The organism is Streptomyces sp. NPDC051662 (genome assembly GCF_040681655.1).
GTDB lineage: Bacteria > Actinomycetota > Actinomycetes > Streptomycetales > Streptomycetaceae > Streptomyces.
The window spans coordinates 172,397-198,200 of record NZ_JBFAZD010000016.1; the positions used below are offsets into that span (position 1 = coordinate 172,397).

A 25,804-nucleotide genomic window follows, 5' to 3' on the forward strand; every position below is an offset into this window, starting at 1 on the left:
TCGCCATAGCCCCCGGCGCTCCCCGGCGCTCCCCGGCGCCCCCGGCACTCTCCGGCGGCGCCCACGCCCGTTCGCCTTGTGAAGACAGCCGGTGTAGATGTAGGTACATGGCCGGACATATGGGTCGATCCTGGGCTCGGGCCCTGGCTGCCCGCTCCGGCCGACGCCCACGGAGTCGGTGGCGTCGTCCGTCGTGGCTGAACGTCCGCACGCTCGCCGGGCAGGTCTTCATCCTGCAACTGGTGATCGTGCTGCTGCTCATCGGGTCCTCGCTGATCTCGCTCCTCCTGGTGTCCAGGCGCGACACCGAACAAGAGGCACGCAACCGCTGCGTCTCCGTCGCCACCGCGTTCGCGAACTCCCCCGGAATCGCGCCCGCCCTGCGGGCACCCGACCCCTCCGCGATCCTCCAGCCACGGGCGGAGGCGGTACGCAAAGCCTCCAGCGTCGACTTCGTCGTCGTACTGAACACGAAGGGGATCCGGCTCACCCACCCCAATCCCGCGCGCATCGGGGAGCACTTCATCGGCACCATCGGGCCGTCGCTGAAGGGCCGCACCATCACCGAGACCGTCCCGGGGACCCTCGGTCCCTCCGTACGGGCGGTGACCCCCGTCAAGGACGCGAGCGGAAAGGTGATCGGCCTCGTATCGGCCGGGATCACCATCGAGAAGGTGAACAGTCTCGCCAACCGCGAGATCCCGATCGTCCTGGGCGCCGCCGCCGCCTCGCTCGCCCTCGCCACCGGCGGCACGGCGCTGGTGAGCGGCCGGCTGCGGCGTCAGACCCATGGGCTGGAGCCCGTCGAGATCGCCCGTATGTACGAGCATCACGACGCGGTCCTCCATGTCGTACGCGAAGGGGTGCTCATCGTCGACGGCGACGGCCGGCTGGTACTCGCCAACGACGAGGCGCGCCGTCTCCTCGACCTGCCCCCGCACCCGGAGGGCCGCCCCGTCACCGAACTCGGTCTGGACTCCCGGATGGCCGAGCTGCTGGCCTCGGGACGCCGTGCCACCGACGAGGTGCTGGCGACAGGAGAGCGGCTGATCGCGGTGAACAACCGCTCCACGGACCGTGACGGAGGCCCGCCCGGCAGCGTGGCGACGCTCCGCGACTCCACCGAGCTGCGCGCGCTCACGGGCCGGGCGGAAGTGGCGCAGAAGCGCCTCAAGCTCCTGTACGACGCGGGCGTGGAGATCGGCACCACCCTCGATGTGACCCGGACCGCCGAGGAGCTGGCGCAGGTGGCGGTCCCGCGGTTCGCCGACTTCGTCACCGTGGATCTGGCGGAGGCCGTACTGCGCGGTGAGGACCCGGCGTCGGTCACCGCCTACTCCGAGCTGCGCCGTACGGCCCTGGTCGGCCTCCCCGACGACCACCCCTTCTATCCGCTGGGCGCGCGGTTCACCTACCGCCCCACCACGCCGCAGGCATGGAGCCTGAGGAGCGGGCGCGGGACCGTCGAGCCCGATCTCGCCCGGGCAGGCGGCTGGAAGTCCCAGGAACCGGAGCGGACGGCCCGGGTCATCGAGTACGGCGTCCACTCCCTCGTCACGGCCCCGCTGCGCGCGCGGGGCATCCTCCTGGGGGTCGTCATCTTCTGGCGCGCGGAACGGCCGGAGCCCTTCGAGGAGGAGGACGTGTCCCTCGCCGAGGAACTGGCCAACCACGCGGCGGTCTGTATCGACAACGCACGCCGCTACACCCGCGAGCACGCCATGGCGGAGACGCTCCAGCGCAGCCTGCTCCCCCGGCGGCTGCCCGAGCAGAGCGCCCTCGATGTCGCCTACCGGTACTTGCCCGCCGAATCGGGGGTGGGCGGCGACTGGTTCGATGTCATCCCGCTGCCCGGCGCCCGCGTGGCCCTGGTCGTGGGGGATGTCGTCGGACACGGCCTGCTCGCGGCGGCGACGATGGGGCGGCTGCGTACGGCGGTCCACAACTTCTCGACGCTCGATCTGCCGCCCGACGAGATCCTCTCCCACCTGGACGATCTGATCACCCGCATCGACCGCGACGAGGGCATCGCGGGCGGCGGCGCCGTGATCACCGGCGCGACCTGTCTCTACGCGATCTACGATCCGGTGAGCCGGCTCTGTTCCATGGCGCGGGCCGGCCATCCGCCGCCCGCGCTGGTCTCCACGGACGGCAGCGTGGAGTTCCTCGATCTGCCGGTCGGGACTCCGCTGGGGCTCGGCGGGCTGCCGTTCGAGACGGTGGAGCTGCGGCTGCCCGAGGCCAGCCATCTGGTGCTGTACACCGACGGGCTCATCGAGGACCGCGACCGGGAGATCGACGAAGGACTCCTCATGCTGCGCGCCGCGCTGTCCCACCCGGACCGGGACCCCGAGGAGACCTGCTCGGCGGTGCTCGAAGCGCTGCTGCCCGACCGCCCGAGCGACGACATCGCGCTCATCGTCGCCCGTACCCGTGTGCTCCAGCGCGACCGGATCGCGGAGTGGGAGGTGCCGTCCCACCCCTCGGAGGTGTCCCGGGTGCGCGCCGCCGTGGCCCGCCGGCTGGCGGACTGGGGGCTGGACGAGCTGGCGTACCCCACCGAGCTGATCCTCAGCGAGCTGATCACCAACTCCATCCGCTACGCCCTCGGCCCGATCAGGGTGCGGCTCCTCCGTGACCGCGCCCTGATCTGCGAGGTCTCCGACTTCAGCAGCACCTCGCCGCATCTCAGATACGCGGCGGCCACCGACGAGGGGGGCCGCGGTCTGTTCCTCGTCGCGCAGTTCACGGAACGCTGGGGCACCCGCTACACGGCGGAGGGCAAGGTCATCTGGGCCGAGCAGGCGCTACCGCCGGACGCCGCACCGGACACGGAGGGCTGACGCGGCGGGCCGACGCGTAGAGCTCACGCGTAGAGCTGACGTCCCAGGCCCGCTCCACGCACGTGCCACGGCCGCGTCACGGACGGCCCCACCCCGGATCGCGTCCCGTCATGGCCAGCAGCGTCTCGAACGGACCCGCGTCCTCGCCCACCTCCACCGGCTCCCCGAACACCCCCATCTTCCGCGCCGTCGGAGCCAGCGCCCCGAACTCCGCCCCGAGCATCCCGACGAGCGCCGCGTCCGGCTCGTACGGCTGCCCCGTGGCCCGCGCCAGATCCCATCCGTGGACGGCCAGATCGCCGACCACCATCGCGCCCACCGTCCTGGCCGGCATCCCCATCGCCCCCGAGGTGCCTTCCTCGGCGCCCGGCGCGCCCCAGGCCGCGATGAGCCGTACGGTCTCGTCGGCGAACCGGTCGCGCCACGCCCCCGTCAGATGCTCGGGGGCGGCGCCGAAGTCGGAGTCCTTCTTGGCGGCGAGCGCCTGGAAGTTCACGATGACCTGGAAGAGGTGGTCGACGAGGGCGTGTACGTCGTACTCCGCGCACGGGGTCGGCGCGGTGAGCTGGTCGTCGGTGATGTTCCGGACGACGGTGACGGTACGGTCGGCCGCCACCTCCAGCAGCCTGCTGATGGTGTCGTTCATGGCCGTGACCTTAGGAAACGGCGCTCTCCGGCGTCTTGAACAAACGCGACATAGGATCCGGGCATGGCAGGACCGGCGGGACCGCGGCGTGACACCCGGGGCATCGTCGACGCCCCCGGGCTCTTCGCGCGGGTACGGTTCCGGCGCCGCGAGCCCGCTCCGGCCCTGCGGCCGTATCTGGAGCACTACTGGCTGATCGACTGGGATCTGGATCAGCCCTACACCTCCTATGTCGTGCCGCACCCCTCGGTCAATGTCGTCTTCCAGCGGTTCGGCCCAGGGCCGGACAGCCCGGCCTTCGCCGAGGTCGCGGGCGTCGGCCTGGAGCTGTTCGCCCAGAAGCTGGCGGGGCGGGGGCGGGTGTGCGGGGTGCAGTTCAGACCGGGCGGCTTCCGGCCGTTCGCGCCGCGGTGGCCCGTATCGGAGTGGACGGGGCGGCGCGTGCCGATCGCCGACGTCATGCCGGCGACGGACGCGGACATCGCGGCGGTGCTGGGTCCTGCCGGGGAGGACGCCCGGGTGGCCGCGCTCGACACGTATCTGCTGGGCGTCGGCCCGCACCCGGACCCGCGGACGGCGCGGGCCATGGAACTGGCCGACCGGATCCGTACCGACCGCACGATCCGGCGCGTGGCCCGGCTCGCCGAGGCGGAAGGGGTGTCGGTGCGCTCACTGCAACGGCTCTTCGCCACGTATGTGGGGGTGGGGCCGAAGTGGGTGATCCTGCGCTACCGCATCCACGAGGCGCTGGAGCGCGCGGAGTCGGAGACGCGTACGGGTTCCGGCACCGGCCCGGAGGTGGACTGGTAGGAGCTGGCCGCCGAGCTCGGCTACAGCGATCAGGCCCATCTCGTACGGGACTTCACGGCGACGGTCGGCGTACCGCCGACGGCATACGCCAGACCTCAGGACACCGGACCTCAGGACACCAAGCCTCAGGCCCCCTGAGCATCAGAAGCCGGACGCCCGGATGTCAGACCCCAGCCCTACAGTGCGTGACATGGAGAGCGAAGCGCCGCGCGTACGGCTGGATCCGTGGTCCGAGGGCGATCTCGGCCTGCTCCGCGCCATGAACGCGCCGGAGCTGATGAGCCATCTGGGCGGCCCGGAGACCGAGGACCAGCTGCTCACGCGGCACAGACGGTACGTGGACCTGAGCGCGGACCGTACGGGCCGCGGCCGGATGTTCCGGATCGTGCTGCTGCCGGCCGGCGAGGCCGTCGGCACGATCGGGTTCTGGGAGCAGACCTGGCGGGAACAGCGGGTGTACGAGACGGGCTGGGGGGTGCTCGCCGCACATCAGGGGCGCGGCATCGCGGCGGCGGCAGCGGCGGCCGTCGTGGAGAAGGCGCGCGCCGAGGGCAAGTACCGCTATCTGCACGCCTTCCCGTCGGTCGACAACCGGTCGTCGAACGCGCTCTGCCGCCGGGCGGGTTTCTCGCTCCAGGGCCCGTGCCGGGTCGAGTACCCGAAGGGGCATCTGATGCGCGCCAACGACTGGCGGCTGGACCTCACGCCCGGCGCCGGCGGCACGGAAGGCCCTCGGGAAAGCCCTGGCCCGGCCCCCGCGTCCAATGACATCCTGACGACGTGAACGGACCGGAGATCCACCTCGATTTCGTCCCTGAGCTGCGCCTCTTCGTCCCCGCCGAGCGGCGTCGTGGACGTACGTCCCTGCTCACCGACGGGGCGTCCACGCTCGGTCATACGGTCGAGTCGCTCGGCGTCCCGCTCACCGAGGTCGGCGCGCTGCTCGTGGACGGCCGTGAGGTGTCCGTCTCGCACATCCCCGCCGCGGGCGAAACCGTCGAGGTACGGGCCGTGAGCCGCCCCCAGCGGGTGCCGGGGGCTCCCCTGCGCTTTCTGCTCGATGTCCATCTCGGCACGCTCGCGCGACGGCTGCGGCTGCTTGGCGTGGACGCGGCGTACGAGAACGAGGACATCGGTGATCCGGCCCTGGCCACCCTCTCCGCCGCCGAGCGCCGGGTGCTGCTGTCCCGGGACCGGGGGCTGCTGCGCCGCCGCGAGATCTGGGCCGGGGCGTATATCTACAGCGACCGCCCCGACGACCAGCTCCGGGACGTCCTGGAACGGTTCGCGCCCGCCCTCGCGCCCTGGACCCGCTGCACGGCCTGCAACGGCGGCCTGGGCCCCGCGGACAAGGCGGCCGTCCAGGAACAGCTGGAGCACGGCACCCAGCGTTCGTACGACGTCTTCGCCCAGTGCACGGACTGCGGCCAGGTGTACTGGCGCGGCGCGCACCACGCCCGGCTGGCGGCGATCGTCGAGGACGCGGTACGGGAATTCGGCGACGCCGCGGCGTAGGCCCAGTCCGGCCGTGTCCGACCACGTCCGACCACGTCGGTTCCCCGGACGATCAGAAGACGTACGGGTCCCCGGTGGCCGGCACCAGCACCCGGTGCCGGTGGTTCTCGGGGTTCGGGTCGCTCGCGCCGCCATTCCAGTGGGTGTCGATCTGTACGACCACCTCGACCGGCCGACCCGCCGTCCTCAGGTCGAGGGCGGTCTCCGGGCTCCGCCCGCCCGCCCGTAGCTGACCCGTACGGCAGAGCACCACCCGGTCACCGCCCCGCAGACAGTTGGCCGGCAGGCTCTGCCCGGCCGCGAGGGAGACCGAGAAGGTCAGCCGCACGGTCGCGTCGGCCGACGCGGACGGACCGTGGTTCTCGGACTCGAAGCGGACCGTCAGCTGTTCGCTCCACAGCGACACATGCCCGTGGTGCGAGAGATCGGCCTCCGGCACGACGGCATCCCGGACACCGGGGGCCCCGACACCCGCACCGACGCCCGCGCCCAAGCCAGGACCCGCACCCATCACCACCGCCGTGACGGCCGACACCGCCACCAGCAACGCCTCGCGCTTGACACCCATGGGCGGGAACATACCGATCATCACACCGCGAACCGGGCCTCCCTCAGGCCCGGCGCGCCCCCGGTCACCCACATGACACGCGGCCCCCGCGCTCGGCTCGTACGGCTTCATCGCCAGGCTCCAGCCGGACGGCGAGTTCGGCCCCGCCTATCCTGGCCGGGTCCGACATCGATCATCGATCACACGCGCGAGGAGTTACGTCATGACCGCCACGGGGACCCCCATCGCCGTCATCACCGGAGCGAGCAGTGGCATCGGCGCCGCCACCGCGCGCCACCTCGCGACCGCCGGCTACCACGTCATCGTCACCGCCCGCCGCACGGACCGTATCGAGGCGCTCGCCGCCGAACTCACCGCCGCCGGGCAGCGCGCCTCCGCGTACGCCCTCGATGTCACCGACCGCGCGGCCGTCGACGCCTTCGCCACCGAGCTGGACCGCTTCCCCGCCGTGAACGTCCTGATCAACAACGCCGGGGGCGCGCTCGGCGCCGACCCGGTGGCCACCGGCGACCCCGCGGACTGGCGCCGGATGTACGAGACGAACGTCCTCGGCACGCTCAACGTCACCCAGGCGCTGCTGCCCGCCCTCACCGCGAGCGGCGACGGCACGGTCCTGATCCTCTCCTCCACCGCCGGCCTCGGCACATACGAGGGCGGCGGAGGCTATGTCGCGGCCAAGCACGGCGCCCATGTCCTCGCCGAGACCCTGCGCCTGGAGATCGTCGGCACACCGGTCCGGGTGATCGAGATCGCCCCCGGCATGGTCAAGACCGACGAGTTCGCCACCACCCGCTTCCACGGCGACACCGAGAAGGCGGCGAAGGTCTACGCGGGCGTCGCGGAACCCCTCACCGCCGACGATGTCGCCGACACCATCACCTGGGCGGTCACGCGCCCGAGCCATGTCAACATCGACCTGCTCGTGGTACGCCCCCGCGCCCAGGCCTCCAACTCCAAGGTCCACCGCGAACTGTGACGCCCCCGGCGGCGGCGGATCGGAACGGCCGGGCGCCACGGCATCCCGTACAGGGCCGTGAGGCCCGGCCGCTTCAACCCTTCACGCAGATGACCTGCTTCAGCTTCGCCACTACTTCGACCAGATCCCGCTGCTGGTCGATGACCTGCTCGATCGGCTTGTACGCGGCCGGGATCTCGTCCACGACGCCGGAGTCCTTACGGCACTCCACGCCCCGGGTCTGCTCCTCCAGGTCCTGCGTCGAGAACCGGCGCTTGGCGGCGTTGCGGCTCATCCTCCGGCCCGCTCCGTGCGACGCCGAGTTGAACGACGCCTCGTTCCCCAGGCCCTTCACGATGTACGAGCCCGTCCCCATGGAGCCCGGGATGATGCCGAAGTCGCCACTGCCCGCACGGATCGCGCCCTTCCGTGTGACCAGCAGGTCCATGCCCTCGTACCGCTCCTCCGCCACATAGTTGTGGTGGCAGGAGATGACCTGGTCGAAGGTCACCCGCGCCTTCTTGAACTCCTTGCGGACCACGTCCTGGAAGAGCCCCATCATGATCGCGCGGTTGTATTTCGCGTACTCCTGCGCCCAGAAGAGATCGTTCCGATATGCCGCCATCTGCGGGGTGTCCGCGATGAAGACCGCGAGGTCCCGGTCGATCAGCCCCTGATTGTGCGGCAGCTTCTGGGCCTCGCCGATGTGGTGGTCGGCCAGTTCCTTACCGATGTTCCGTGATCCGGAATGGAGCATCAGCCAGACCGAATCCGACTCATCGAGACAGAACTCGATGAAGTGGTTGCCCGATCCGAGCGTTCCCATCTGCTTCGTGGCGCGTTCATGACGGAATTTGACCGAATCGGCGACCCCGTCGAACCGCCCCCAGAAATCCGCCCAGCCCGTCGTCGCGAATCCGTGCATCCGTCCCGGGTCCACCGCCTCGTCGTGCATACCGCGGCCCACCGGAATCGCCTGCTCGATCTTGGAGCGCAGCCGGGACAAATCACCGGGCAGGTCGTTCGCCGTCAGGGACGTCTTCACCGCCGACATCCCGCACCCGATGTCCACACCCACCGCCGCCGGGCAGACCGCCCCGTGCATCGCGATCACCGAACCGACCGTCGCGCCCTTGCCGTAATGCACGTCCGGCATGACGGCGAGGCCCTTGATCCAGGGCAGTGTGGCAACATTCCGGAGCTGCCGCATGGCGCCCTCTTCGACCGTCGCGGGATCCGCCCACATCCGGATCGGCACCTTCGCGCCCGGCATCTCTACATACGACATAACCCCTCGATTCCCCCGAAAGTCTCATAACGCAAAAGCCGGAACCAGAGCCGTCAAAAGAGACAGCCGACCAGCATCGACGGCGTTGCGTGCGATAGACATTGTGTCCATCGACCGTCATACGGCGGCAAGCAGTTTTCGCGCGGAGCCCCGCGCGGAACCCCGTACAGAAGGGAGCCCGGGACCGTGCAGCCAAAGGCGCGCAAGGCGTACGTACCCGGCCTGGCGGCGCTCCTCGTGATGGTGGTCGCCGGCTGCTCGGGGGGGAACGGCGCGGACGGCGCCGTCACCGACACCAAGCCGGGCGGCCCCACCACCGCCACCGCCGCTCAGCCCGGCAAATACCGCACGCTCCGCGAGGCCTGCGGCTCCGTACCGCGCTCCATGCTCAAGGATCTGCTGCCCGGCGCGGCCTCGCTCCCCGAGGACCAGCAGGCGAAGGCGTACGACGGCACGGCCTCCGTGACGTACGACACCGACCGCCGCGTCGGGTGCAGCTGGAAGGCCGCCTCCCCCGACGCCTCGAACCAGCTGATGATCGACCTCGAACGCGTCGTGTCGTACGACCCGGCCGTGAGCGACGCCGACCGGGCGCGTGAGGTCTACACGACGAAGGAGACCGCCGCGGGGCTGCCCGCGTCCAACGCCTCCGGGACGCCGAGCGGCACTCCCACCGCCTCGGGTTCCGGCGCGGGCACGGGCGTCGGTACGGGTACGGACACCGCCCTCGGCACGAGCCCGCAGACCGGCGCCCCCTCCGGTTCCGGGACCCCTTCCGGCACGCCCTCCGGGACGCCGTCAGGCGACACGACCCCCGACGGCCTCGAACCGCGCGTCCTCGACAGCCCCGGCGACAACGCCTTCCTGGACGATGTTCTCGCCCGCGCCGGCGCGGCGGCTCAGCGGCGCACGGTGAGCGTGGTGTTCCGCACATCGAATGTGATCGTGACCGTCCGGTACACCGAGCAGTCCGCTCATCTCGCCGTGGTCCCCGACAGCGAAGAACTGCAGGACAAGGCGCGGAGACTGGCCGAAACGCTCAACGAGCAGCTCAACGAATAGCCGCTCCCGTCCCCGCCGCCCGCCCCGGGCGCGCGGGGCCCGGACTCCCGCTCGGAAAGCCCGCGGACCCGGCTCGGCGGTTACCGTGGCCGATCGGACCGTATGACAACCGACCGACTGAAGGAACCATGCACCGTTCAGCCTCGCGACTCACCCGCATACTCGCCTGCGCAGCCGTTCCGGTGATGCTCGTCGTCGCCGGCTGCTCGTCCGACTCCGGCGGCAAGAGCGACGCCGACGGCTCCTCGTCGAGCCCGAGCGCCGCACCGGCCCCGAGCGTCACCCCGGCCAAGTACAGCGGGCTCCCCGACGCCTGCGACACGATCGGCGAGAAGACGGTGGGCTCGCTCGTTCCCAAGGTCAAGAACAAGGGCGGTACGTCGGCGAAGTCCAGCGACATCGACACCCGCGGCAGCTGCTCCTGGAACGGTCTGGACGACAAGGGCGTCAAGGGCTCGCAGTACCGCTGGCTCGATGTCTCCCTCATGCGGTACGACTCCGACGCCACACTCGGCAGCGGCGCCAAGCGCGCCGGCGAGTACTACGCGAAGGAGGTCGCCGGGGCCCAGGGCACGGCGGGCGCCAAGAGCCTCAAGTCGGTCGCCACGGCCGGCATCGGCGACCAGGCGACGCTGGTCACGTACACCCTCAACAAGACCGACGAGGACTTCGCGTACGCCACGATCGTGGCCCGCGCGGAGAATGTCGTGGTCACCCTCACCTACAACGGTGCGGGTTACGCGGGCGCGAAGTCGCCCAGCTCCGCCGATCTGACGAAGAACGCGGAGAAGGCGGCCAAGGAGGCTGTCGCGGCGGTCGCCGCGGGCTCCGAGGACGCGCCGGGCGCCGGGGAGAGCTCGAAGGCCGGGTCCGAGGCCCCGTCGGCGTCGACCAAGGCCGGCTGAGGCTGCCCGAAGCCGTCCGAGTCCGACGCCGAGTCGAAGTCGGAGTCCGAGTCCGACGCCGAGTCGGAGTCCGACGCCCACGCCGACTCCCGCGCCGAGTCCGAATCCGACGCCACCGAGCCCGGCCGCTCGCCCTGATCCGTCCGCGCCCGTCCGCCACGGGTCGTTTCCTCCGCTTATCCACGGGGCCCGGACCTCTCCCGAAGGCCGGGCTCCGCTCCCCGCGCCACGCCGTACACACTCATGTGCCAGGCTGTGCCCGCCGGGTGTCGGGTCGTCGAGTGATTGTTGTCGAGTACCTGACGCCCTATACAGGCCGAATACGGGAGGAGATCGCGGGTGGCCGCGATGCAGCTGACACGCACGCACCGGATTCTCATCGGAATCGTGGTGTTCGGAGCGGTGATCATCGCCGCGATCGGATTCGCGGGGTCCTACGCCGCCGTGCGCGAACTCGCCGAGGCCAAGGGCTTCGGGCAGTTCTCCCTGGTCTTCCCGATCGGTATCGACGCGGGCATCTGCGTCCTGCTGGCGCTCGACCTCCTCCTGACCTGGATGCGGATCCCGTTCCCGCTGCTGCGCCAGTCGGCATGGCTGCTGACGGCCGCGACCATCGCCTTCAACGGCGCCGCTGCCTGGCCGGACCCGCTGGGCGTCGGGATGCACGCGGTGATCCCCCTCCTCTTCATCGTCTCCGTCGAGGCGGCGCGCCACGCGGTCGGCCGGATCGCCGACATCACCGCCGACAAGCACATGGAGGGCGTACGGCTCACCCGCTGGCTGCTCTCGCCCATTCCCACGTTCATGCTGTGGCGCCGGATGAAGCTGTGGGAGCTGCGCTCGTACGAGCAGGTCATCAAGCTCGAACAGGACCGGCTCATCTACCAGTCGCGCCTTCAGGCGCGGTTCGGCCGCAACTGGCGCCGCAAGGCGCCCATCGACGCGCTGATGCCGCTCCGGCTCGCGAAGTACGGCGTGCCGCTCGCCGAGACCGCGCCGTCGGGGCTGGCCGCCGCCGGGATCGAACCGGTGCTGCTGCCGCCCGCGCCCCCGGTGGCCGAACTCCCGCAGGGCCGGGGCGAGATACCCGCCGCGGTGCCGTCCCCGGAGCGGACGGAACCGCAGCCCCAGACTCAGGCGCAGACACAGGCCCAGCCTCAACAGCAGCAACCCCAGCAGCAGATACCCCCGCAGCTGCGGAAGCAGGACCAGGACCAAGGGCAGCAGCAGGCACAGGCGCAGGCACAGACACAGGACTTCCAGCCGCAGCCGCAACCCCAGCACTCCCAGCACCCCCAGCAGCCCGAGCCCCAGCAGCAACCCCAGCCCCAAAGCGAGCCTCAGCCCCAGCCCCAGACAAGCCCCTGGTTCGCGGCCCCGCAGGTGCAGGAGACTGCGTACGAAGGCGCGTACAACCCCGCGTACGCCGAAGGCCAGGACCCCTCGCCGGTCATGATCCCCGCCGGTCCCGGCCGCAGCCGCCCGCTCGGCGGCGTACCCGGTCAGCGCGTGGAGGGCCCGTACTCGGCCCCGGAGCCGGAGCAGATCCCCGAACGGACGGCGGAGCAGCGGCAGTACGCCGAGCCCTCCCCCGTCCAGGACCAGCCCGAGGAACTGCCCGTCCCCGCCCTCCCCGACGATCTCTCCCGCGAGGAGGCGTACTTCAGCGCCTTCCGCAAGTACATCAGCGAGCACGGCGACTTCCCCAACGGCCGCCAGTTCGGGCTGTACTTGCTCGATCTGTACGGGATCACCGGCCGCACCGGCGGCCCGCTGAGCGAGAGTTCGCTCCGCCCCTACCTCAAGGACTTCCGCTTCCGGTACCAGTCGGAGCTGGACGAGCACATCGCGTAGCCGGACCGCACACGCCCGGAAGGGTCCTCACCCACCGGGCGAGGACCCTTCCGCGTCACTGATTCAGACCGTGACCGATCAGACCGTGACCGATCAGACCGTCACTGATCAGACCGTCACTGATCAGACCGCTACCGGCCGTAGCCCGCCCGGCCTCAGCCGCCGAGCAGCTTCCGCACCCGGTCCGCGCCCACCGCCAGCAGCAGCGTGGGCAGCCGCGGCCCGGTGTCCCGGCCGACCAGCAGCCGGTAGAGCAGCGCGAAGAACGACCGCTGGGCCGTCTTCAGTTCGGCCGTGGGCTTGGCGTCGGGAGCCAGCCCCTCCATGACCTTGGGCACGCCGTAGACGAGCGTGGTCAGCCCGTCCAGCGACCAGTGGCTGTCCAGGCCCTCCAGCAGCAGCCGCAGCGACTCGCGCCCCCGCGCGTCGAGCGAGTCGAGCAGTTCCCGGTCCGGCTCGGTGCGCACGACCGTCCGCGCCTCGGCCGGCACCTGGCTGGTGATCCAGTTCTGCGCGCGGTCCAGCCGGGGACGCGCCTCGTCCAGCGAGGCCAGCGGCTGCGCCGGGTCGAGCTCGCTGAGGATCCGCAGGGTCTGCTCCTCGGCACCGGCCGTGATGTCCACGACCGAGGCCAGCGTGCGGTACGGCAGCGGGCGCGGCGTGCGCGGCAGCTCACCGGCCGCAGTGCCCGCGGCACGGGCGTACGCGGCGGCGTCGGCCGGCAGGACGGAACCGTCGGCGACCTTGCGCTCCAGCGCGTCCCACTCGTCGTAGAGCCGCTGGATCTCCTGGTCGAAGGCGATCTTGAAGGACTGGTTGGGCCTGCGCCGCGCGTAGAGCCAGCGCAGCAGCGGCGCCTCCATGATCTTCAGCGCGTCGGCCGGGGTGGGCACGCCGCCCTTGCTGGACGACATCTTCGCCATCCCGGAGATCCCGACGAAGGCGTACATCGGGCCGATCGGCTGCACACCGCCGAAGATCTCGCGCACGATCTGCCCGCCGACGACGAACGAGGACCCGGGAGAGCTGTGGTCGACCCCGGACGGCTCGAAGATCACGCCCTCGTACGCCCAGCGCATCGGCCAGTCGACCTTCCAGACCAGCTTGCCGCGGTTGAACTCGCTCAGCAGGACGGTCTCGGAGAAGCCGCACTCCGTGCAGGTGTAGGTGAGCGCGGTCGTCTCGTCGTCGTACGCGGTGACGGTGGTCAGGTCCTTGCCGCAGCCGCCGCAGAAGGGCTTGTACGGGAAGTAGCCGGCGGCCCCGCCGCTGCCGTCGTCCTCGGCCGCCGCGCCCGAGCCCTCGGCGGCCTCCAGCTCGGCTTCCTCGGGCTTCTTCTGCCCCTGCTTCTGCCCCTGCTGCTGCCCCTTCTGCCCCTGCTGGCCCTGCTGGCCCTGCTGCTGGCCCTCCGGGGCGTTCTTCGGCTTGTCCTTCGTCCGATAGCGGTCGAGGATCGCGTCGATCTCGGCGCGGTGCTTCATCGCGTGCAGGATCTGCGCGCGGTACGCGCCCGAGGTGTACTGCTCGGTCTGGCTGATGCTGTCGTACTCGATGCCCAGCTCGGCCAGCGCCTCGGTCAGCGCCGCCTTGAAGTGCTCGGCCCAGTTCGGATACGCCGACCCCGCCGGGGCGGGCACGGACGTCAGCGGCTTGCCGAGGTGCTCGGCCCAGGACGGGTCCGTACCGGGAACGCCGGCCGGGACCTTGCGATAGCGGTCGTAGTCGTCCCAGGAGATCAGATGCCTGACCTCGTAGCCACGCCTGCGGATCTCGTCCGCGACCAGGTGCGGGGTCATGACCTCACGGAGATTCCCCAGGTGAATGGGGCCGGAGGGGGAGAGTCCGGACGCGACGACGACCGGTTTGCCAGGCGCACGACGCTCCGACTCGGCGATGACATCGTCCGCGAAACGGGAGACCCAGTCGGTCTCGGTGCTCTGAGCCACGATCGGCACGTCCTTCTTCTCTCTCTTACGCCCAAACCTTCCGGCGGCTGCCATTCTCCCAGGTCCCCCCGGGAGAGCGAAAATGGCTTGTTACCCCATGGGATACTGGGCAGGACTTCATTCCGCACCCGACAGGAACGGCACCAGCCCATGGCCTCGGTCTCTTCCCTCGCTTCGACCGTCGATCAGCGCATCGCGGACGCCCTCTCGGCAGCCCTGCCGGAGGCCGGCCCCGCGAACCCGCTGCTGCGCCGAAGCGACCGGGCCGATTTCCAGGCCAATGGTCTCCTGGCGCTCGCCAAGCGGCTCAAGGGCAATCCGCGCGAGCTGGCGACACGGGTCGTGGCGTCCCTCCCCGCCGATGGCGTGATCAAGGACGTCGAGGTCTCAGGCCCCGGCTTCCTCAACATCACGATCACGGACCGGGCGATCATCGAGACCCTCGCGGCCCGCGCGGCGGACGCCCGGCTCGGCGTCCCGTACGAGCCGAACCCCGGCACGACCGTGATCGACTACGCGCAGCCGAACGTGGCCAAGGAGATGCACGTCGGACATCTGCGCTCCGCCGTGATCGGCGCGGCGATGGTGGAGATCCTGGAGTTCACGGGCGAGAACGTGGTCAGGCGCCACCACATCGGCGACTGGGGCACCCAGTTCGGCATGCTCATCCAGTATCTGATCGAGCACCCGCACGAGCTGGACCACAAGGGCGCCGTCTCCGGCGAGGAGGCGATGTCCTCCCTCAACCGGCTGTACAAGGCGTCCCGGACGCTCTTCGACTCCGACGAGGAGTTCAAGGCGCGGGCCCGGGACCGGGTGGTGGACCTCCAGGCCGGTGACAAGGAGACGCTGGCCCTGTGGCAGCGGTTCGTGGACGAGTCGAAGATCTACTTCTACTCGGTCTTCAACCAGCTTGACATGGAGATCCGCGACCCCGACATCGTCGGCGAGTCCGGCTACAACGACATGCTGGAGGAGACCTGCCGGATCCTGGAGGAGTCCGGGGTCGCGGTCCGCTCCGAGGGCGCGCTCTGCGTGTTCTTCGACGATGTGAAGGGCCCGGACGGCAACAAGGTCCCGCTCATCGTCAAGAAGAGCAACGGCGGCTACGGCTACGCGGCCACCGACCTCTCCGCGATCCGCGACCGGGTGCGGAACCTGTCGGCGACGACCCTGCTGTACGTGGTCGACGTGCGCCAGTCGCTGCACTTCAAGATGGTCTTCGAGACCGCCCGCCGGGCCGGCTGGCTCAACGACGAGGTCCACGCGGTCCAGCTGGCGTTCGGCACGGTCCTCGGCAAGGACGGCAAGCCGTTCAAGACCCGTGCGGGCGAGACCGTACGGCTGGAGGACCTGCTGGACGAGGCGGTCGAGCGGGCGACGGCGGTCGTACGGGAAAAGGCGAAGGACCTCAGCGAGGAGGAGATCGCCGAGCGCGGCAAGCAGGTGGGCATCGGCGCGGTGAAGTACGCCGACCTGTCCACGTCCGCCGCCCGGGACTACAAGTTCGACCTGGACCAGATGGTCTCGCTGAACGGCGACACGTCCGTCTACATCCAGTACGCGTACGCCCGTATCCAGTCGATCCTGCGCAAGGCGGGCGACGCGAAGCCGGTGGCCCACCCGGAGCTGGACCTGGCCCCGGCCGAACGGGCGCTGGGCCTGCATGTGGACCAGTTCGGCGAGGTGCTGGCGGAGGTCGCGTCGGCGTACGAACCGCACAAGCTCGCCGCGTACCTGTACCAACTGGCGTCGCACTACACGACGTTCTACGACCAGTGCCACGTACTGAGCGACGAGAACCCGGCGGAGCTGGTCGAGAACCGTCTCTTCCTCTGCGACATCACGGCCCGCACGCTCCGGCAGGGCCTGGCGCTGCTGGGCATCCAGTCACCCGAGCGCCTGTAACGCTCCGCACGCACGACGGGGCGCCATCGCCGGCCGGCGATGGCGCCCCGTTCCCACTCCGGGAGAGTGCTCTCAGAGCGCGACGATGCCTTCGCCGCCGACTCCGTCGGGCACCTTGGTAGTGCTGATCTTGGTCAGCGAGCCGTCTCCGTGGATACGGAAGGCGTCGACGGCGCCCGCGCCGCCGGTCTGGACATAGAGGAAGTGACCGTCGGGGGTGATGGACGAGTCGACCGTGCCCACGCCCGTCGGGGTGTTGCCCAGGCGTTCGAGACGGGCCTCGCGGTCCTGGTGGAAGCGGGTGACGGTGTTGCTGCCCGCGTTGGAGGCGAAGAAGTGGTCACCGGTGCGGGAGACCCAGCAGGTGGCCTGCTGACCGGTCGGTGCCGCGTCGACCAGGGTGGTACGGCCGTCCTTGTGGATACGGAACGTCAGGAGGGCGTCCTCCACGCCGTCGGCGACGACGAGGCGGTTCTGCGCGTCGAAGGTCAGTCCGAACGGCTGCGCGCCCGGCTTGCTGTCCACCACGGGCTTGTGCGACAGCACGCCGTCACGGCCGAGGTGGAAGATCTCGATGCTGTTGCCACCCAGCTTGGTGGTGACGACGAGCTGTGATCCCTCGGGGGTGAAGGCCACCTGGCCCGGGGTGTGGGTGAACTCGGGCGCGGCGCCGGTGTCCAGACGCAGCGCACGGTGCCAGGCCGCGACCGGGTGCAGCTTGCCTTCCTTGAGCCGGAAGCCCTGGATGGAGCCGCCCTCGCGCGCGTTGAGTACGAAGACACGGTCCCCGTGCGCGGTGACGCTGACCGGGAACACGCCGCCGGACTCGATGACCTGCTTACGGTGGAGCCGGTCGCCGTCGACCGCGAACACGGTGACCGTGTTGCTGCCGGCGTTGACCGCGTACAGCAGCTTGTGGTGATGGTCGTACGTCAGCGATCCCTGCGAGGCCAGGTGGTCCACGACGGAGCCACCGAGGACACCGCCCTTGCCGCCGGTGCCGTAAACCGTACGCTTGTGCAGGGAACCGTCGACCTCGCGGCTGTAGGCGATCACCTGATTGCCTTCGACACGGTCGTTCTGGACGAACACCGCCCTGCCGTGGTTCTCGGCGGGCGCGGCGGGGGTCGCGAGGGCGGTTGTGGCGGTGGCGGGCACGGCGAAGGCCGCCGTCGAGACGACCACGGCCACGGCGGCCTTGACAATACGGGTGAATCTGCGGGTAGTTGTCGGCATCTACTCTTCCTGAGTCGGGCCGGCCGGGCGGGGACTCCTAGGAGGAAGGCGTACACCGCAGCCGGAACAGGGCGTCATTCCGCCGTCATATTGAGGGGAGGGGAGGCCGCGTCGGCGGACCGTCGCCCATTGGGTAATTCATATGGATGATCAAGGCTGGCGAACGGTCGCACGCCCGGCGGGGCGGAGGTGGCCGGACGGTACGGCGCGTGACCGCGCACGACGGCGCATGACGGTGCTGGGCTGACCGCTGGTCGGCTGACGCGGGGGGCGGGGTCCCCGGGGAAGCACCCATGTGCCGGGGGTCGGGGGCCGGGTCCCGGCTTTCGGGTGGGTGGGCCCTGCGGGGCGCGCGGGAGTGGAGTGGGGTGGCCCGGCTCCGGCAAAGCGTCTGACCGTCGGGAAGGGGCTGAGATTCATGCCCCGCTGGTGGGGGTTCGACTTCGGGTGTGGGTGAGGACCGAGGGGTAGTCGGGGTGACCCGGGGGGTTTGATGGCGGGTGGGGGCCGCCCCTCAGGCTTCAGTTTCGCGGCTCCGGGCCGGGCGTCAAGGGCGCTCCTTCGTCGCGTCGGCTGCGCCGATTCCGCTCCGCTCCACCCTGGACACCCAACCCTCCACCGCAAGTGCAGCTTTGAGGGGGGCGGCCCGGGGGGAGGGGTCCCCGGAGAAGCACCCATGTGCGGAGGGTCCGTTCCCGGCCTCGGGCCGGTGGGTGGTCTGCGCGGCAGTGGAATGGGGCGGCCCGGCACCGGCTCAGCGACCTGGCGTGAGTGGGGGGGGTTGGGACTCATGCCCCGCTGGTGACAGTCCATTGACAGGTGCACCTGTCAGCCGAGGCGGACGGACCCGCCACCCACCCCCTATGTCCCAGTTTGGCGGGCCATTCCGGGGCCCTCAGGCAGGTGATGCGTCCTGAGTTCGGTTAAGTCGTCTCCACGACACATCACCTCCTCTGACCCGCCCAATCAGCGCCTCATGAGTCACAGCCACCCCACCACCCACACAGCCTCACCAGCGGGGCATGAGTCCCGGCCTCCCACATGCCGTCAGTCGCTTTGCCGGTGCCGGGCCGCCCCATTCCACTGCCGCGCAGCCCCGCAGGGCCCACCGGGCTGAAAGCCGGGAGCGGACCTTTGGACAAGGGAGCTTCCCCGGGGACCCCTCCCCCCGGGCCGCCCCCCTCAAAGCTGCACTTGCGGTGGAGGGTTGGGTGTCAAGGGTGGGCGCAGCCCATCGGCTTGCCGACGCGACGTAGGAGCGCCCTTGACACCCAACCCGCAACCGCGAAACTGAAACCTAGGGGCGGCCCCCACCCGCATCCACACGTCCCGAGTGAGCCCGACTACCCCTCGGTCCTCACCCACACCCGACAACCAACCGCCACCAGCGGGGCATGAGTCTCGACCGCCCACGACGGTCAGACGCTGAGCCGGTGCCGGGCCGCCCCACTCCACTGCCGCGCAGACCACCCACCGACCCGAGGTCGGCAACGGACCGTCCCATCCACGGATCCCCTCCGGGCCCCCCGCCAGCTCGATCGGGAAGTGTCGGGCGCCTCGGAGGACCGGGGAGGGGCACTAAGGCCGGGCCAGCAGGAGACCGAGCCAGCCCTCGGCGTGGTGCGTGACCGCCGGGGGCGTCGTCTCGTCGGCTTCCTTCCGGTCCACCACGAACTCGCACCAGACCACCTTGCCGGGACTCCGCTCCCCCACACCCCACTTGTCGGCGAACGCCGCGACGAGGAGCAGCCCCCGTCCGCCCTCGCCGTCCGCCGAATCAACGATCCGTGGGACGCCGGGTCCGCTGTCGTGCACCTCGATACGGAGTACGTCTCCGTCGTACTCCAGATTCAGCCGGAACCCCCGCCCCGGCGGCACCCCGTGCAGCAGCGCGTTCGTGGCGAGTTCACTCACGCACAGCAATACGTCGTCCGCGCGGAAGCCCTCGGTCAGATCCCAGTCGACGAGAGCTTGATGGGTGAACAGCCTGGCGGCGGGAACGGACCGGCGATCGCGGCGGAAGAAGCGCTCCCGGAGTACGGAGTGGCGAGTTGTCGCAGTCATGGAGCGATCGTCGCGGAGAGTAACTAAACTTGAGCACCAGGTGACCCCGTACAGATCTTTTGTACGGGCTGCCCCAGGATCAAGTACGCGCGCACGTGGGGAGTTGGGCCGGCATGAATCCCAGGAAACATCCGAGAAAGAAGAACGCCTCGGCGATGAAGATGCTGGGCGCCCAGCTGGCGGCCTTCCGCCGGGCGGCGGGCTACACACAGCGTTCCCTCGCTGAACGCGTCATCGCCGACGAGGAGACCATCGCGTCGATCGAGCAGGGTCGACGGCCGCTGAAGGCGGATCTGGCGGAGGTGCTGGACGAGCTCCTCGATACTAAAGGGGCGTTGTCGGTCGGAGTGGCCAACATGCCTGAGATTGACCAGTTCCCGCTGTGGGCGGAGCAGTACGTGGATCACGAACGCGAGGCGATCGCTCTATCGCTGTACGCGAACCAGGTCCTGCCTGGCCTGCTCCAGACCGAGGCATACGCACGCGAGGTTTTCCGTAGCCGCATCCCGGCCTTCGACGAGGACGAAGTCGAGACCAAAACTGCCGCCCGAATCGAGCGCCAAGAGATCCTGCACCGCAAGATGCCTCCGACCATCAGCTACGTCATCTGGGAGCCGGTGTTCCGCCTTCCCATCGGGGGCCCAAAGGTCCACGCCGACCAACTGCGCCACCTACGCACATGCGCTGAACTCCCGGGCCTCTCAATCCAGTTCCTGTTGCTTCAGCGGAAAACCCACGCCGGGCTGGACGGCCCCTTCATCCTGCTGGAAACCGCCGATCACCAACATCTCGCCTACAACGAAACCCAGCGCGGCAGCCAGTGGGTCTCTGACCCTGATGAGGTGTCCATCCTGGCTCGCAAGTATGCGATGCTGCGTTCGCAGGCCCTTACCCCCGAGGATTCCTTGGGCCTGCTGGACGAGCTTCTAGGAGAGCAATGAACACCGCGCTTCAGTGGTTCAAATCCAGCTACAGCGGCAGTGAAGGCGGCGAGTGCCTCGAAGTCGCCACCCGCCCCCACGCCATCCACATCCGCGACTCCAAGAACCCCACCGGCCCCACCCTCACCCTCGCCCCCACCTCCTGGGCCGCCTTCACCACCTTCGCGGCCCGCCAGGCGGATGCGGATACGGATACGGCGTACCGGGCGGCCTAAAGGAGCGGTGCTCGGGGGCCATTCGGTACCTGAAGACGCTGCTCGACCACCGTGTGGGCGACCTCGGCGACTTCGTCCTGCGTCAGTTGTCGGTATCCGTCCGCCGTGATGAGCGCGACGAGCGGGAAGAGACGTCGGGTGAGATCGGGGCCGCCCGTGGCCGAGTCGTCGTCCGCGGCGTCGTAGAGCGCGTGCACCGCGGCCATGACGATTTCCTGTTCCGACATGCCCTCGTGGTAGAGCTTCTTCAGGGAACCGCGTGCGTAGACGGAACCGGATCCGGTGGCGGCCACGCCTCTCTCCTCGCTCCGGCCGCCGGTGACGTCGTAGGAGAAAATGCGCCCCTCTCCCTTGTCCAGGTCATAGCCGGCGAAGATCGGTACCACGGCCAGCCCCTGCATCGCCATGGAGAGGTTGCCGCGGACCATGGTGGTGAGCCGGTTCGCCTTGCCGTCGAGGGAGAGGGCCGCGCCCTCGATCTTCTCGTAGTGCTCAAGCTCCAGTTGGAACAGCTTGACGAGTTCGATCGCGAGGCCCACGGTCCCGGCGATGGCTATGGCCGAGTGCTCATCGGCGGGGAAGACCTTGTCGCATTCGCGGTGTGCGATGACGTTGCCCATCGTGACGCGCCGGTCCCCCGCCACCAGCACGCCGTCGGCGTACTCCGCCGCGACGATGGTGGTGCCATGGGGCGCCTCGAAGCCGCCCTTCACCGCGGGTATCGCCCGTCCGGTGGGCAGCAGGTCGGGTGCCTGTGCCGACAGGAACTCCAGGAACGAGGACGTTTCGGATGCGGTGAACGCGGGCGGGAGACCGCCGGTTCCGCGTGGACGGATGGTCATGTCCGTGTCCTTCCCGTGGACGGATGCGTGCGTGACGGGCGCGCGCCCCGACAGGGGCCCGGGCGGCGCTTGCCAGCCCGATACCTGCCCTGCGCCTCCGAATCCGTAACTTCAGGCGAATCGCACAGCTCAGAGCTCGCGCGGAGAGGCGTGATAGGCCCCGGGAGCAGCACAGTCCAGCTCCTGGGGAAGAAACTCCCACGGTGAGGAGTCGTCAGCCCGGCTGCTTGATGCTCTCGATGATTCGGGCGAAGCCGTCCTCTCCATGGCCTGCGTCGATCTGGCGTTGGACGAGCCGATGGACCATGGCGACTGCCTCGGTGCTGATGCCCTGGTCGGAACTGGCGGCCAGGAGGTCACTGAGGTTGGAGAAGTCGAGGCTCTGTTGCCCTTCGACGGTGTAGTCCCCGCCGTCGATGACCGCGGCGAAACCTTCGAAGGCGCTGGTCATGGCGGTCAGCCAAGGTGTGGCCATGGCAGCGAACTCGCCCGCCGTCACGCCGGCCGGCGCGACCATGGCGGCGCCGTGCATGAATCCGGCGAACATGACGTACATGGACGCGAGCAGGGCGAGGTCGCACAGGGATGCCAGTCCGGCATCCTCACCGAAGTAGGTGCTGGCTCCCCACAGGTCGAGCAGCGGCTCGTACTGATCGAAGACATCGGCCGAACCGCTGTAGAGGATCGATGCACCAGGTTGGCCGATCATGTGCGGTACGGCCATGATGCCGCCGTCCAGATACGCGACCCCGGCGTCGGCGGCCCAGCGGGCCATCTCCCGTGACTGAGCGGGTGACGTCGTGGTCACGTTGACCAGGGTTCGTCCGGCCAGCTCATCGGAGAGCGGATCGAGCACCTCACGGACCGACGCGTGGTCCAGCAGGCATACGATCACCAATCGGCCGGCCCGGACCGCGTCGCCGGCCGTGTCGGCGGCCTTGGCGCCCTGCGCGACGAGGTCGTCCGCCTTCCCCGGTGAGCGGTTCCAGCATGTGGTCGCGTATCCGGCCTTCACCAGGGCGCCCGCGAGAGCGCTGCCCATGGCCCCCAGCCCGAGAACACTCACCTGAACGCTGTTGTCAGTTGTCATTTTTTGGCGCTCCCCCTCGTGTTTGTCCTTCGGCTCGATCCTCTCCGCAGCCAGTAGAGTTGACCAGTACGGACTAATTAGTCGGGTACTCACCCGTGAGTAAGTATCTCTGGGGGGCGGATGGCAGCATCAGCGCGACGTGGTCCCTATTTCTGTGGCATCGACGCGGCGATGGACGTAGTCGCCGGCAAGTGGAAGCCGCTCATCCTCTGGGAGCTGCACCACCACGGGACCCGCCGGTTCGCCGAGCTTCGACGCGGTCTGCCGGGTGTCAGCGAGAAGATGCTGATTCAACATCTGCGGGAGATGGAAGAAGACGGGCTCGTGCATCGTGAGGTGTACCGCGAGGTGCCACCGAAGGTCGAGTACTCCTTGACGGAGCACGGCGTCTCGCTCAACGCTGCTCTTGCCTCCTTGGGAGAATGGGGCACCGAACGCATGCGGCGGATCGGAGCCGAAAGGATCTTCGGCGACGTTGCCGCGACAACTCGGCCGTAGAAGCGGCTGGGTCGGATCGCAGACGCAGGTCTTTTGGCTCGCCGCTGCGAGGGACGGCTCGACGCGCCGCAGGATGCCCGGCCAGCCACGTCCCATGCCGTCGAACGCGGTCCTGCCCAGGGGGGATTCGAGGTCGAACCCGGCGTGTTCGAGGAACAGGCGGGTGCCCGTGCCCTCGGGGTGGAGCTGCCAGGTGATCGTGGTGTCCAGCGAGCCGGGGGCGAAGCTGTAGCGGAGCAGGCGTTCGGGCTCGACCGCCGGCACCTCGCAGGACTGCTGTCCGAACTGCCCCATGTCCAGGGTGAAGCGGTGACCCACGACGGGTCGTACATCACCGGCGGCCCACCACCGCGCGTGCAGTTCGGGATCGGTCAGCGCCCGCCAGACCGCCGCGGGCGAATGGGCGATGAACTGGTCGCAGCGGATGACCTTCGGGTCGGTGGTGCTCACGGGTTCTCCTCGTCGATCAGGTCGCTCAGCGCGCCCATCCGGGCGCGCCAGTAGTGCTCGAAGGGATGCAGCCACTCGCCCACTTCGGCCAGTGGTGCCGCCTCAAGGTGGTAGTAGCGATGCCGCCCGCGCGGCTCCTCGCGGACGACGGCCGGCCCCGCCGAAGCGACAACGAGGGCGGCGGTGGGTCACGGACGCCGGACAGGCCCCTAACTCTTCACATACGACGATTCCGGACTCGGGCATGGGCGCAACCGCCCCCGTACGACGTCGGGGAGCAGCGTGGCCAGGCCGACCGCCGCCAGCACCGCGCCCAGCCACAGCGGTCCCCGCAGCCCGAAGCCGTTGATCGCGAGTCCGCCCACGGACGAGCCGATGATCACGCCGAGGGTGATGAAGGACGTGTGGACGGTGTTCACCAGGGCACGCGCGTTCGCCGTGCGCTGGACGCGGATGGCCATCGCGGGGTTCATGGTGACGCCGACCAGTCCGATGCCCAGCATGCACACAACAGCGGGCACCGGCACATCCGCGAGCAGCGCGAACCCGGCGAGGAACGCCAGGTTCAGGGCGAGTCCGCCGCCCAGCACGCGCAGCGTGTACCGGTCGGCGAGTCGGCCGACGACGGTGTTGCCGATGACGGTCGCCGCGCCGTACGCGATGAGCAGCAGCGGTACGGCTCTGGTGGAGAAGCCGGTGACCTCCGTCAGGATCGGGTTGAGATAGCTGAACGCGGCGAAGGTCGCGCCGATGATCATCGTGCTCGTGGAGAGCGCCAGCCACAGCCGGCGCTTCTTGAAGACCGTGAGTTCCGCGCGGAAGTTCCCTGTTCCCTCGGCACGGCCCAGGGACGGCACACCAACGATCGTGCAGAGCGCGGCGAGAACGGTCAGAGCGGAGATGGCCCAGAAGGCGGCCCGCCAGCCGAACCGTTCACCTATCAGGGTGGACAGCGGCAGTCCGAGCAGCGTGCCCAGCATCAGCCCGTTCATCACCGCCGCGATGGCTCGTCCCCGTACCTCGGGGCGGGTGAGCTGGGCGGAGATCGAGAGGGCCACCCCGAAGAACGCCTGCGAGGCGGCGCCGGTGATCAGCCGCGCCGCCACCATCACGCCGTAACCGGTGGCGGTGGCCGCCAGCACATTGCCCACCAGGAAGACGGCGAACAGGATCATCAGCGCGGTCTTCTGCCGCGTCCTCAGAAGCGCGACGGTGAGGAAGGGCCCTCCGAAGGCCATGGCCACCGCGAAGGCGGTGATCAGGTAGCCGATCTGCGGGACGGTCGCGTCCAGTCCGGCGGCGAGTTGGGGCATCAGTCCAGCGACGACGAACTCGCTGGTCACCATGGCGAAGATGCCCAAGGCGAGGACGTAAACAGCGCGGGGCATGGCAGGTGGCTCCCGTGATCGTGATGGTGATGGTGACGGCATTGGCGATGGCGATGGCGATGGCGATTGTTTTAGATCGATCAGTTCAAAATTTGGGCACACGGAAGCGCACCCCATGCGCGTGCGGGGCGCCCGCGCGGATCAGTGCCGGAGCGCGTCCACGGCGATGGCCGCGATCGACTCCAGCGCGGCGCGGTCCGCGCCTCCCTGGGCGGAGACCCGCATGCCGCCGATCACCGCGTTGAGGAACCGGGCCAGTTCGCCCGCGTCCCGCGAGGAGCCGATCTCACCCGCGCGCTGACCGGCCTCCAGCACCGCCCGCAGCGCGGCGAGCCGAAGCGTCAGATCGCGGTCCAGAATGGCGTCCGCGCCCGGGTCGCGTCCGGCGAGTTCCACGGTCGTATTGACCGTCAGACAGCCCAGACTGCGACCGCCACCCTCGCCACGGACCCCCTCACGGACCTCGAACTCACCCTCGATGATGCTGTCGAACAGCGCCTGGATCCGCTCCACCGCCGACCGCTCCTGGTCCTCCAGGATGCGGATCTGCCGCGTGGTCATGGTGTCGATGTAGCGGGCCAGGGACCGGGTGAACAGGTCGCGCTTGCTGTGGAAGGTGTTGTAGATGCTGCTGCGGCCCAGCCCGGTGGCCTCGCACAGGTCCTGGGTCGAGGTCGCCTCGTAACCGTTCGCCCAGAACGTACGCATCGCCGCGTCCAGGGCCCGGTCCTCGTCGAATGTCCTCGGTCTGGCCATGACCGGCACGCTACAGGTTTTGGA

21 protein-coding genes and 2 pseudogenes are annotated in these 25,804 nt (G+C 69.7%); 12 read left to right on the forward strand and 11 right to left on the reverse strand.

Features of this window, described 5'->3' with window-relative positions; genetic code table 11:
- Positions 1 to 119: 119 nt before the first annotated feature.
- Entirely contained in the window at positions 120 to 2,843 is a 2,724-nt protein-coding gene (locus AB0M67_RS26050) for a SpoIIE family protein phosphatase (protein WP_365749156.1), read from the forward strand.
- Between the two features lie 76 nt (positions 2,844 to 2,919).
- Here the strand turns inward: AB0M67_RS26050 and AB0M67_RS26055 are convergent, their stop codons facing one another.
- Positions 2,920 to 3,489 (reverse strand): TIGR03086 family metal-binding protein, encoded by a 570-nt coding sequence (locus tag AB0M67_RS26055; protein ID WP_365749159.1) that lies wholly within the window; start codon positions 3,487 to 3,489, stop codon positions 2,920 to 2,922.
- A 63-nt stretch (positions 3,490 to 3,552) separates the two neighbouring features.
- Between AB0M67_RS26055 and AB0M67_RS26060 the strand changes: the two are divergent.
- The 3 genes and pseudogenes from AB0M67_RS26060 (at position 3,553) to AB0M67_RS26070 (ending at position 5,814) form a co-directional block, all read left to right on the forward strand.
- Positions 3,553 to 4,437, forward strand: a pseudogene (locus AB0M67_RS26060) (helix-turn-helix domain-containing protein).
- Between the two features lie 52 nt (positions 4,438 to 4,489).
- A complete protein-coding gene (locus AB0M67_RS26065; RefSeq protein ID WP_365749161.1) occupies positions 4,490 to 5,083 on the forward strand; it encodes a GNAT family N-acetyltransferase in 594 nt (197 codons plus the stop codon).
- A complete protein-coding gene (locus AB0M67_RS26070) occupies positions 5,080 to 5,814 on the forward strand; it encodes a Mut7-C RNAse domain-containing protein (protein ID WP_365749163.1) in 735 nt (244 codons plus the stop codon). Before AB0M67_RS26065 ends, AB0M67_RS26070 begins: the two co-directional genes overlap by 4 nt.
- Positions 5,815 to 5,866: 52 nt before the next feature.
- Here the strand turns inward: AB0M67_RS26070 and AB0M67_RS26075 are convergent, their stop codons facing one another.
- Positions 5,867 to 6,382, reverse strand: coding sequence for a hypothetical protein (locus AB0M67_RS26075; RefSeq protein ID WP_365749165.1), 516 nt, complete (start codon positions 6,380 to 6,382; stop codon positions 5,867 to 5,869).
- A gap of 202 nt (positions 6,383 to 6,584) precedes the next feature.
- On the opposite strand from AB0M67_RS26075, the gene AB0M67_RS26080 reads away from it, so the two are divergent.
- Complete coding sequence (locus AB0M67_RS26080) at positions 6,585 to 7,358, forward strand: SDR family oxidoreductase (protein ID WP_365749167.1); 774 nt, start codon at positions 6,585 to 6,587, stop codon at positions 7,356 to 7,358.
- A 73-nt stretch (positions 7,359 to 7,431) separates the two neighbouring features.
- Here AB0M67_RS26080 and AB0M67_RS26085 read toward each other — a convergent pair whose 3' ends face one another.
- Entirely contained in the window at positions 7,432 to 8,625 is a 1,194-nt protein-coding gene (locus tag AB0M67_RS26085) for an RtcB family protein (RefSeq protein WP_365749169.1), read from the reverse strand.
- Positions 8,626 to 8,865: 240 nt separating this feature from the next.
- On the opposite strand from AB0M67_RS26085, the gene AB0M67_RS26090 reads away from it, so the two are divergent.
- The 3 genes from AB0M67_RS26090 to AB0M67_RS26100 all read left to right on the forward strand — a co-directional run bounded on the left by AB0M67_RS26090 (position 8,866) and on the right by AB0M67_RS26100 (position 12,446).
- Complete coding sequence (locus AB0M67_RS26090) at positions 8,866 to 9,687, forward strand: DUF3558 domain-containing protein (RefSeq protein ID WP_365749248.1); 822 nt, start codon at positions 8,866 to 8,868, stop codon at positions 9,685 to 9,687.
- A gap of 128 nt (positions 9,688 to 9,815) precedes the next feature.
- Positions 9,816 to 10,592 carry a DUF3558 domain-containing protein gene (locus tag AB0M67_RS26095; protein WP_365749171.1) on the forward strand — a complete coding sequence of 259 codons (777 nt, stop codon included), beginning with the start codon at positions 9,816 to 9,818 and terminating at the stop codon, positions 10,590 to 10,592.
- A gap of 339 nt (positions 10,593 to 10,931) precedes the next feature.
- Positions 10,932 to 12,446 (forward strand): DUF2637 domain-containing protein, encoded by a 1,515-nt coding sequence (locus AB0M67_RS26100; RefSeq protein WP_365749173.1) that lies wholly within the window; start codon positions 10,932 to 10,934, stop codon positions 12,444 to 12,446.
- A 155-nt stretch (positions 12,447 to 12,601) separates the two neighbouring features.
- Here the strand turns inward: AB0M67_RS26100 and lysS are convergent, their stop codons facing one another.
- Positions 12,602 to 14,401, reverse strand: a complete 1,800-nt coding sequence (gene lysS, locus AB0M67_RS26105) for a lysine--tRNA ligase (protein WP_365749175.1) — start codon at positions 14,399 to 14,401, stop codon at positions 12,602 to 12,604.
- Positions 14,402 to 14,542: 141 nt separating this feature from the next.
- Here lysS and argS point away from each other — a divergent pair, with 141 nt between their 5' ends.
- Positions 14,543 to 16,300 (forward strand): arginine--tRNA ligase, encoded by a 1,758-nt coding sequence (gene argS, locus AB0M67_RS26110; protein ID WP_365749177.1) that lies wholly within the window; start codon positions 14,543 to 14,545, stop codon positions 16,298 to 16,300.
- A gap of 72 nt (positions 16,301 to 16,372) precedes the next feature.
- Here the strand turns inward: argS and AB0M67_RS26115 are convergent, their stop codons facing one another.
- Positions 16,373 to 17,536, reverse strand: coding sequence for a beta-propeller fold lactonase family protein (locus AB0M67_RS26115; protein ID WP_365749179.1), 1,164 nt, complete (start codon positions 17,534 to 17,536; stop codon positions 16,373 to 16,375).
- Positions 17,537 to 19,114: 1,578 nt separating this feature from the next.
- Positions 19,115 to 19,600 (reverse strand): ATP-binding protein, encoded by a 486-nt coding sequence (locus tag AB0M67_RS26120; RefSeq protein WP_365749181.1) that lies wholly within the window; start codon positions 19,598 to 19,600, stop codon positions 19,115 to 19,117.
- Positions 19,601 to 19,713: 113 nt separating this feature from the next.
- On the opposite strand from AB0M67_RS26120, the gene AB0M67_RS26125 reads away from it, so the two are divergent.
- The gene (locus AB0M67_RS26125) at positions 19,714 to 20,541 is read left to right on the forward strand and encodes a helix-turn-helix transcriptional regulator (RefSeq protein ID WP_365749182.1); all 828 of its coding nucleotides are present in this window, start codon (positions 19,714 to 19,716) and stop codon (positions 20,539 to 20,541) included.
- Positions 20,538 to 20,756, forward strand: coding sequence for a DUF397 domain-containing protein (locus tag AB0M67_RS26130; RefSeq protein ID WP_365749184.1), 219 nt, complete (start codon positions 20,538 to 20,540; stop codon positions 20,754 to 20,756). Before AB0M67_RS26125 ends, AB0M67_RS26130 begins: the two co-directional genes overlap by 4 nt.
- Here AB0M67_RS26130 and prcB read toward each other — a convergent pair.
- Together prcB and AB0M67_RS26140 are read right to left on the reverse strand one after the other, a co-directional pair.
- Positions 20,753 to 21,598 carry a proteasome subunit beta gene (gene prcB, locus AB0M67_RS26135; protein WP_365749186.1) on the reverse strand — a complete coding sequence of 282 codons (846 nt, stop codon included), beginning with the start codon at positions 21,596 to 21,598 and terminating at the stop codon, positions 20,753 to 20,755. The genes AB0M67_RS26130 and prcB overlap by 4 nt on opposite strands.
- 214 nt (positions 21,599 to 21,812) lie before the next feature.
- Positions 21,813 to 22,688: an NAD(P)-binding domain-containing protein gene (locus AB0M67_RS26140; protein WP_365749188.1), complete on the reverse strand. Its 876-nt coding sequence runs from the start codon at positions 22,686 to 22,688 to the stop codon at positions 21,813 to 21,815.
- Positions 22,689 to 22,808: 120 nt separating this feature from the next.
- Between AB0M67_RS26140 and AB0M67_RS26145 the strand changes: the two genes are divergently transcribed.
- A complete protein-coding gene (locus tag AB0M67_RS26145) occupies positions 22,809 to 23,186 on the forward strand; it encodes a helix-turn-helix domain-containing protein (protein WP_365749250.1) in 378 nt (125 codons plus the stop codon).
- 75 nt (positions 23,187 to 23,261) lie between these two features.
- On the opposite strand, the pseudogene AB0M67_RS26150 reads toward AB0M67_RS26145, so the two are convergent.
- The 3 genes and pseudogenes from AB0M67_RS26150 to AB0M67_RS26160 all read right to left on the reverse strand — a co-directional run.
- Positions 23,262 to 23,711 (reverse strand): annotated as a pseudogene (locus AB0M67_RS26150) (SRPBCC domain-containing protein); the annotation flags it as partial.
- A 134-nt stretch (positions 23,712 to 23,845) separates the two neighbouring features.
- Positions 23,846 to 25,024: an MFS transporter gene (locus AB0M67_RS26155; protein ID WP_365749190.1), complete on the reverse strand. Its 1,179-nt coding sequence runs from the start codon at positions 25,022 to 25,024 to the stop codon at positions 23,846 to 23,848.
- Between the two features lie 141 nt (positions 25,025 to 25,165).
- Positions 25,166 to 25,780: a helix-turn-helix domain-containing protein gene (locus AB0M67_RS26160; RefSeq protein ID WP_365749192.1), complete on the reverse strand. Its 615-nt coding sequence runs from the start codon at positions 25,778 to 25,780 to the stop codon at positions 25,166 to 25,168.
- Positions 25,781 to 25,804 lie beyond the last annotated feature (24 nt).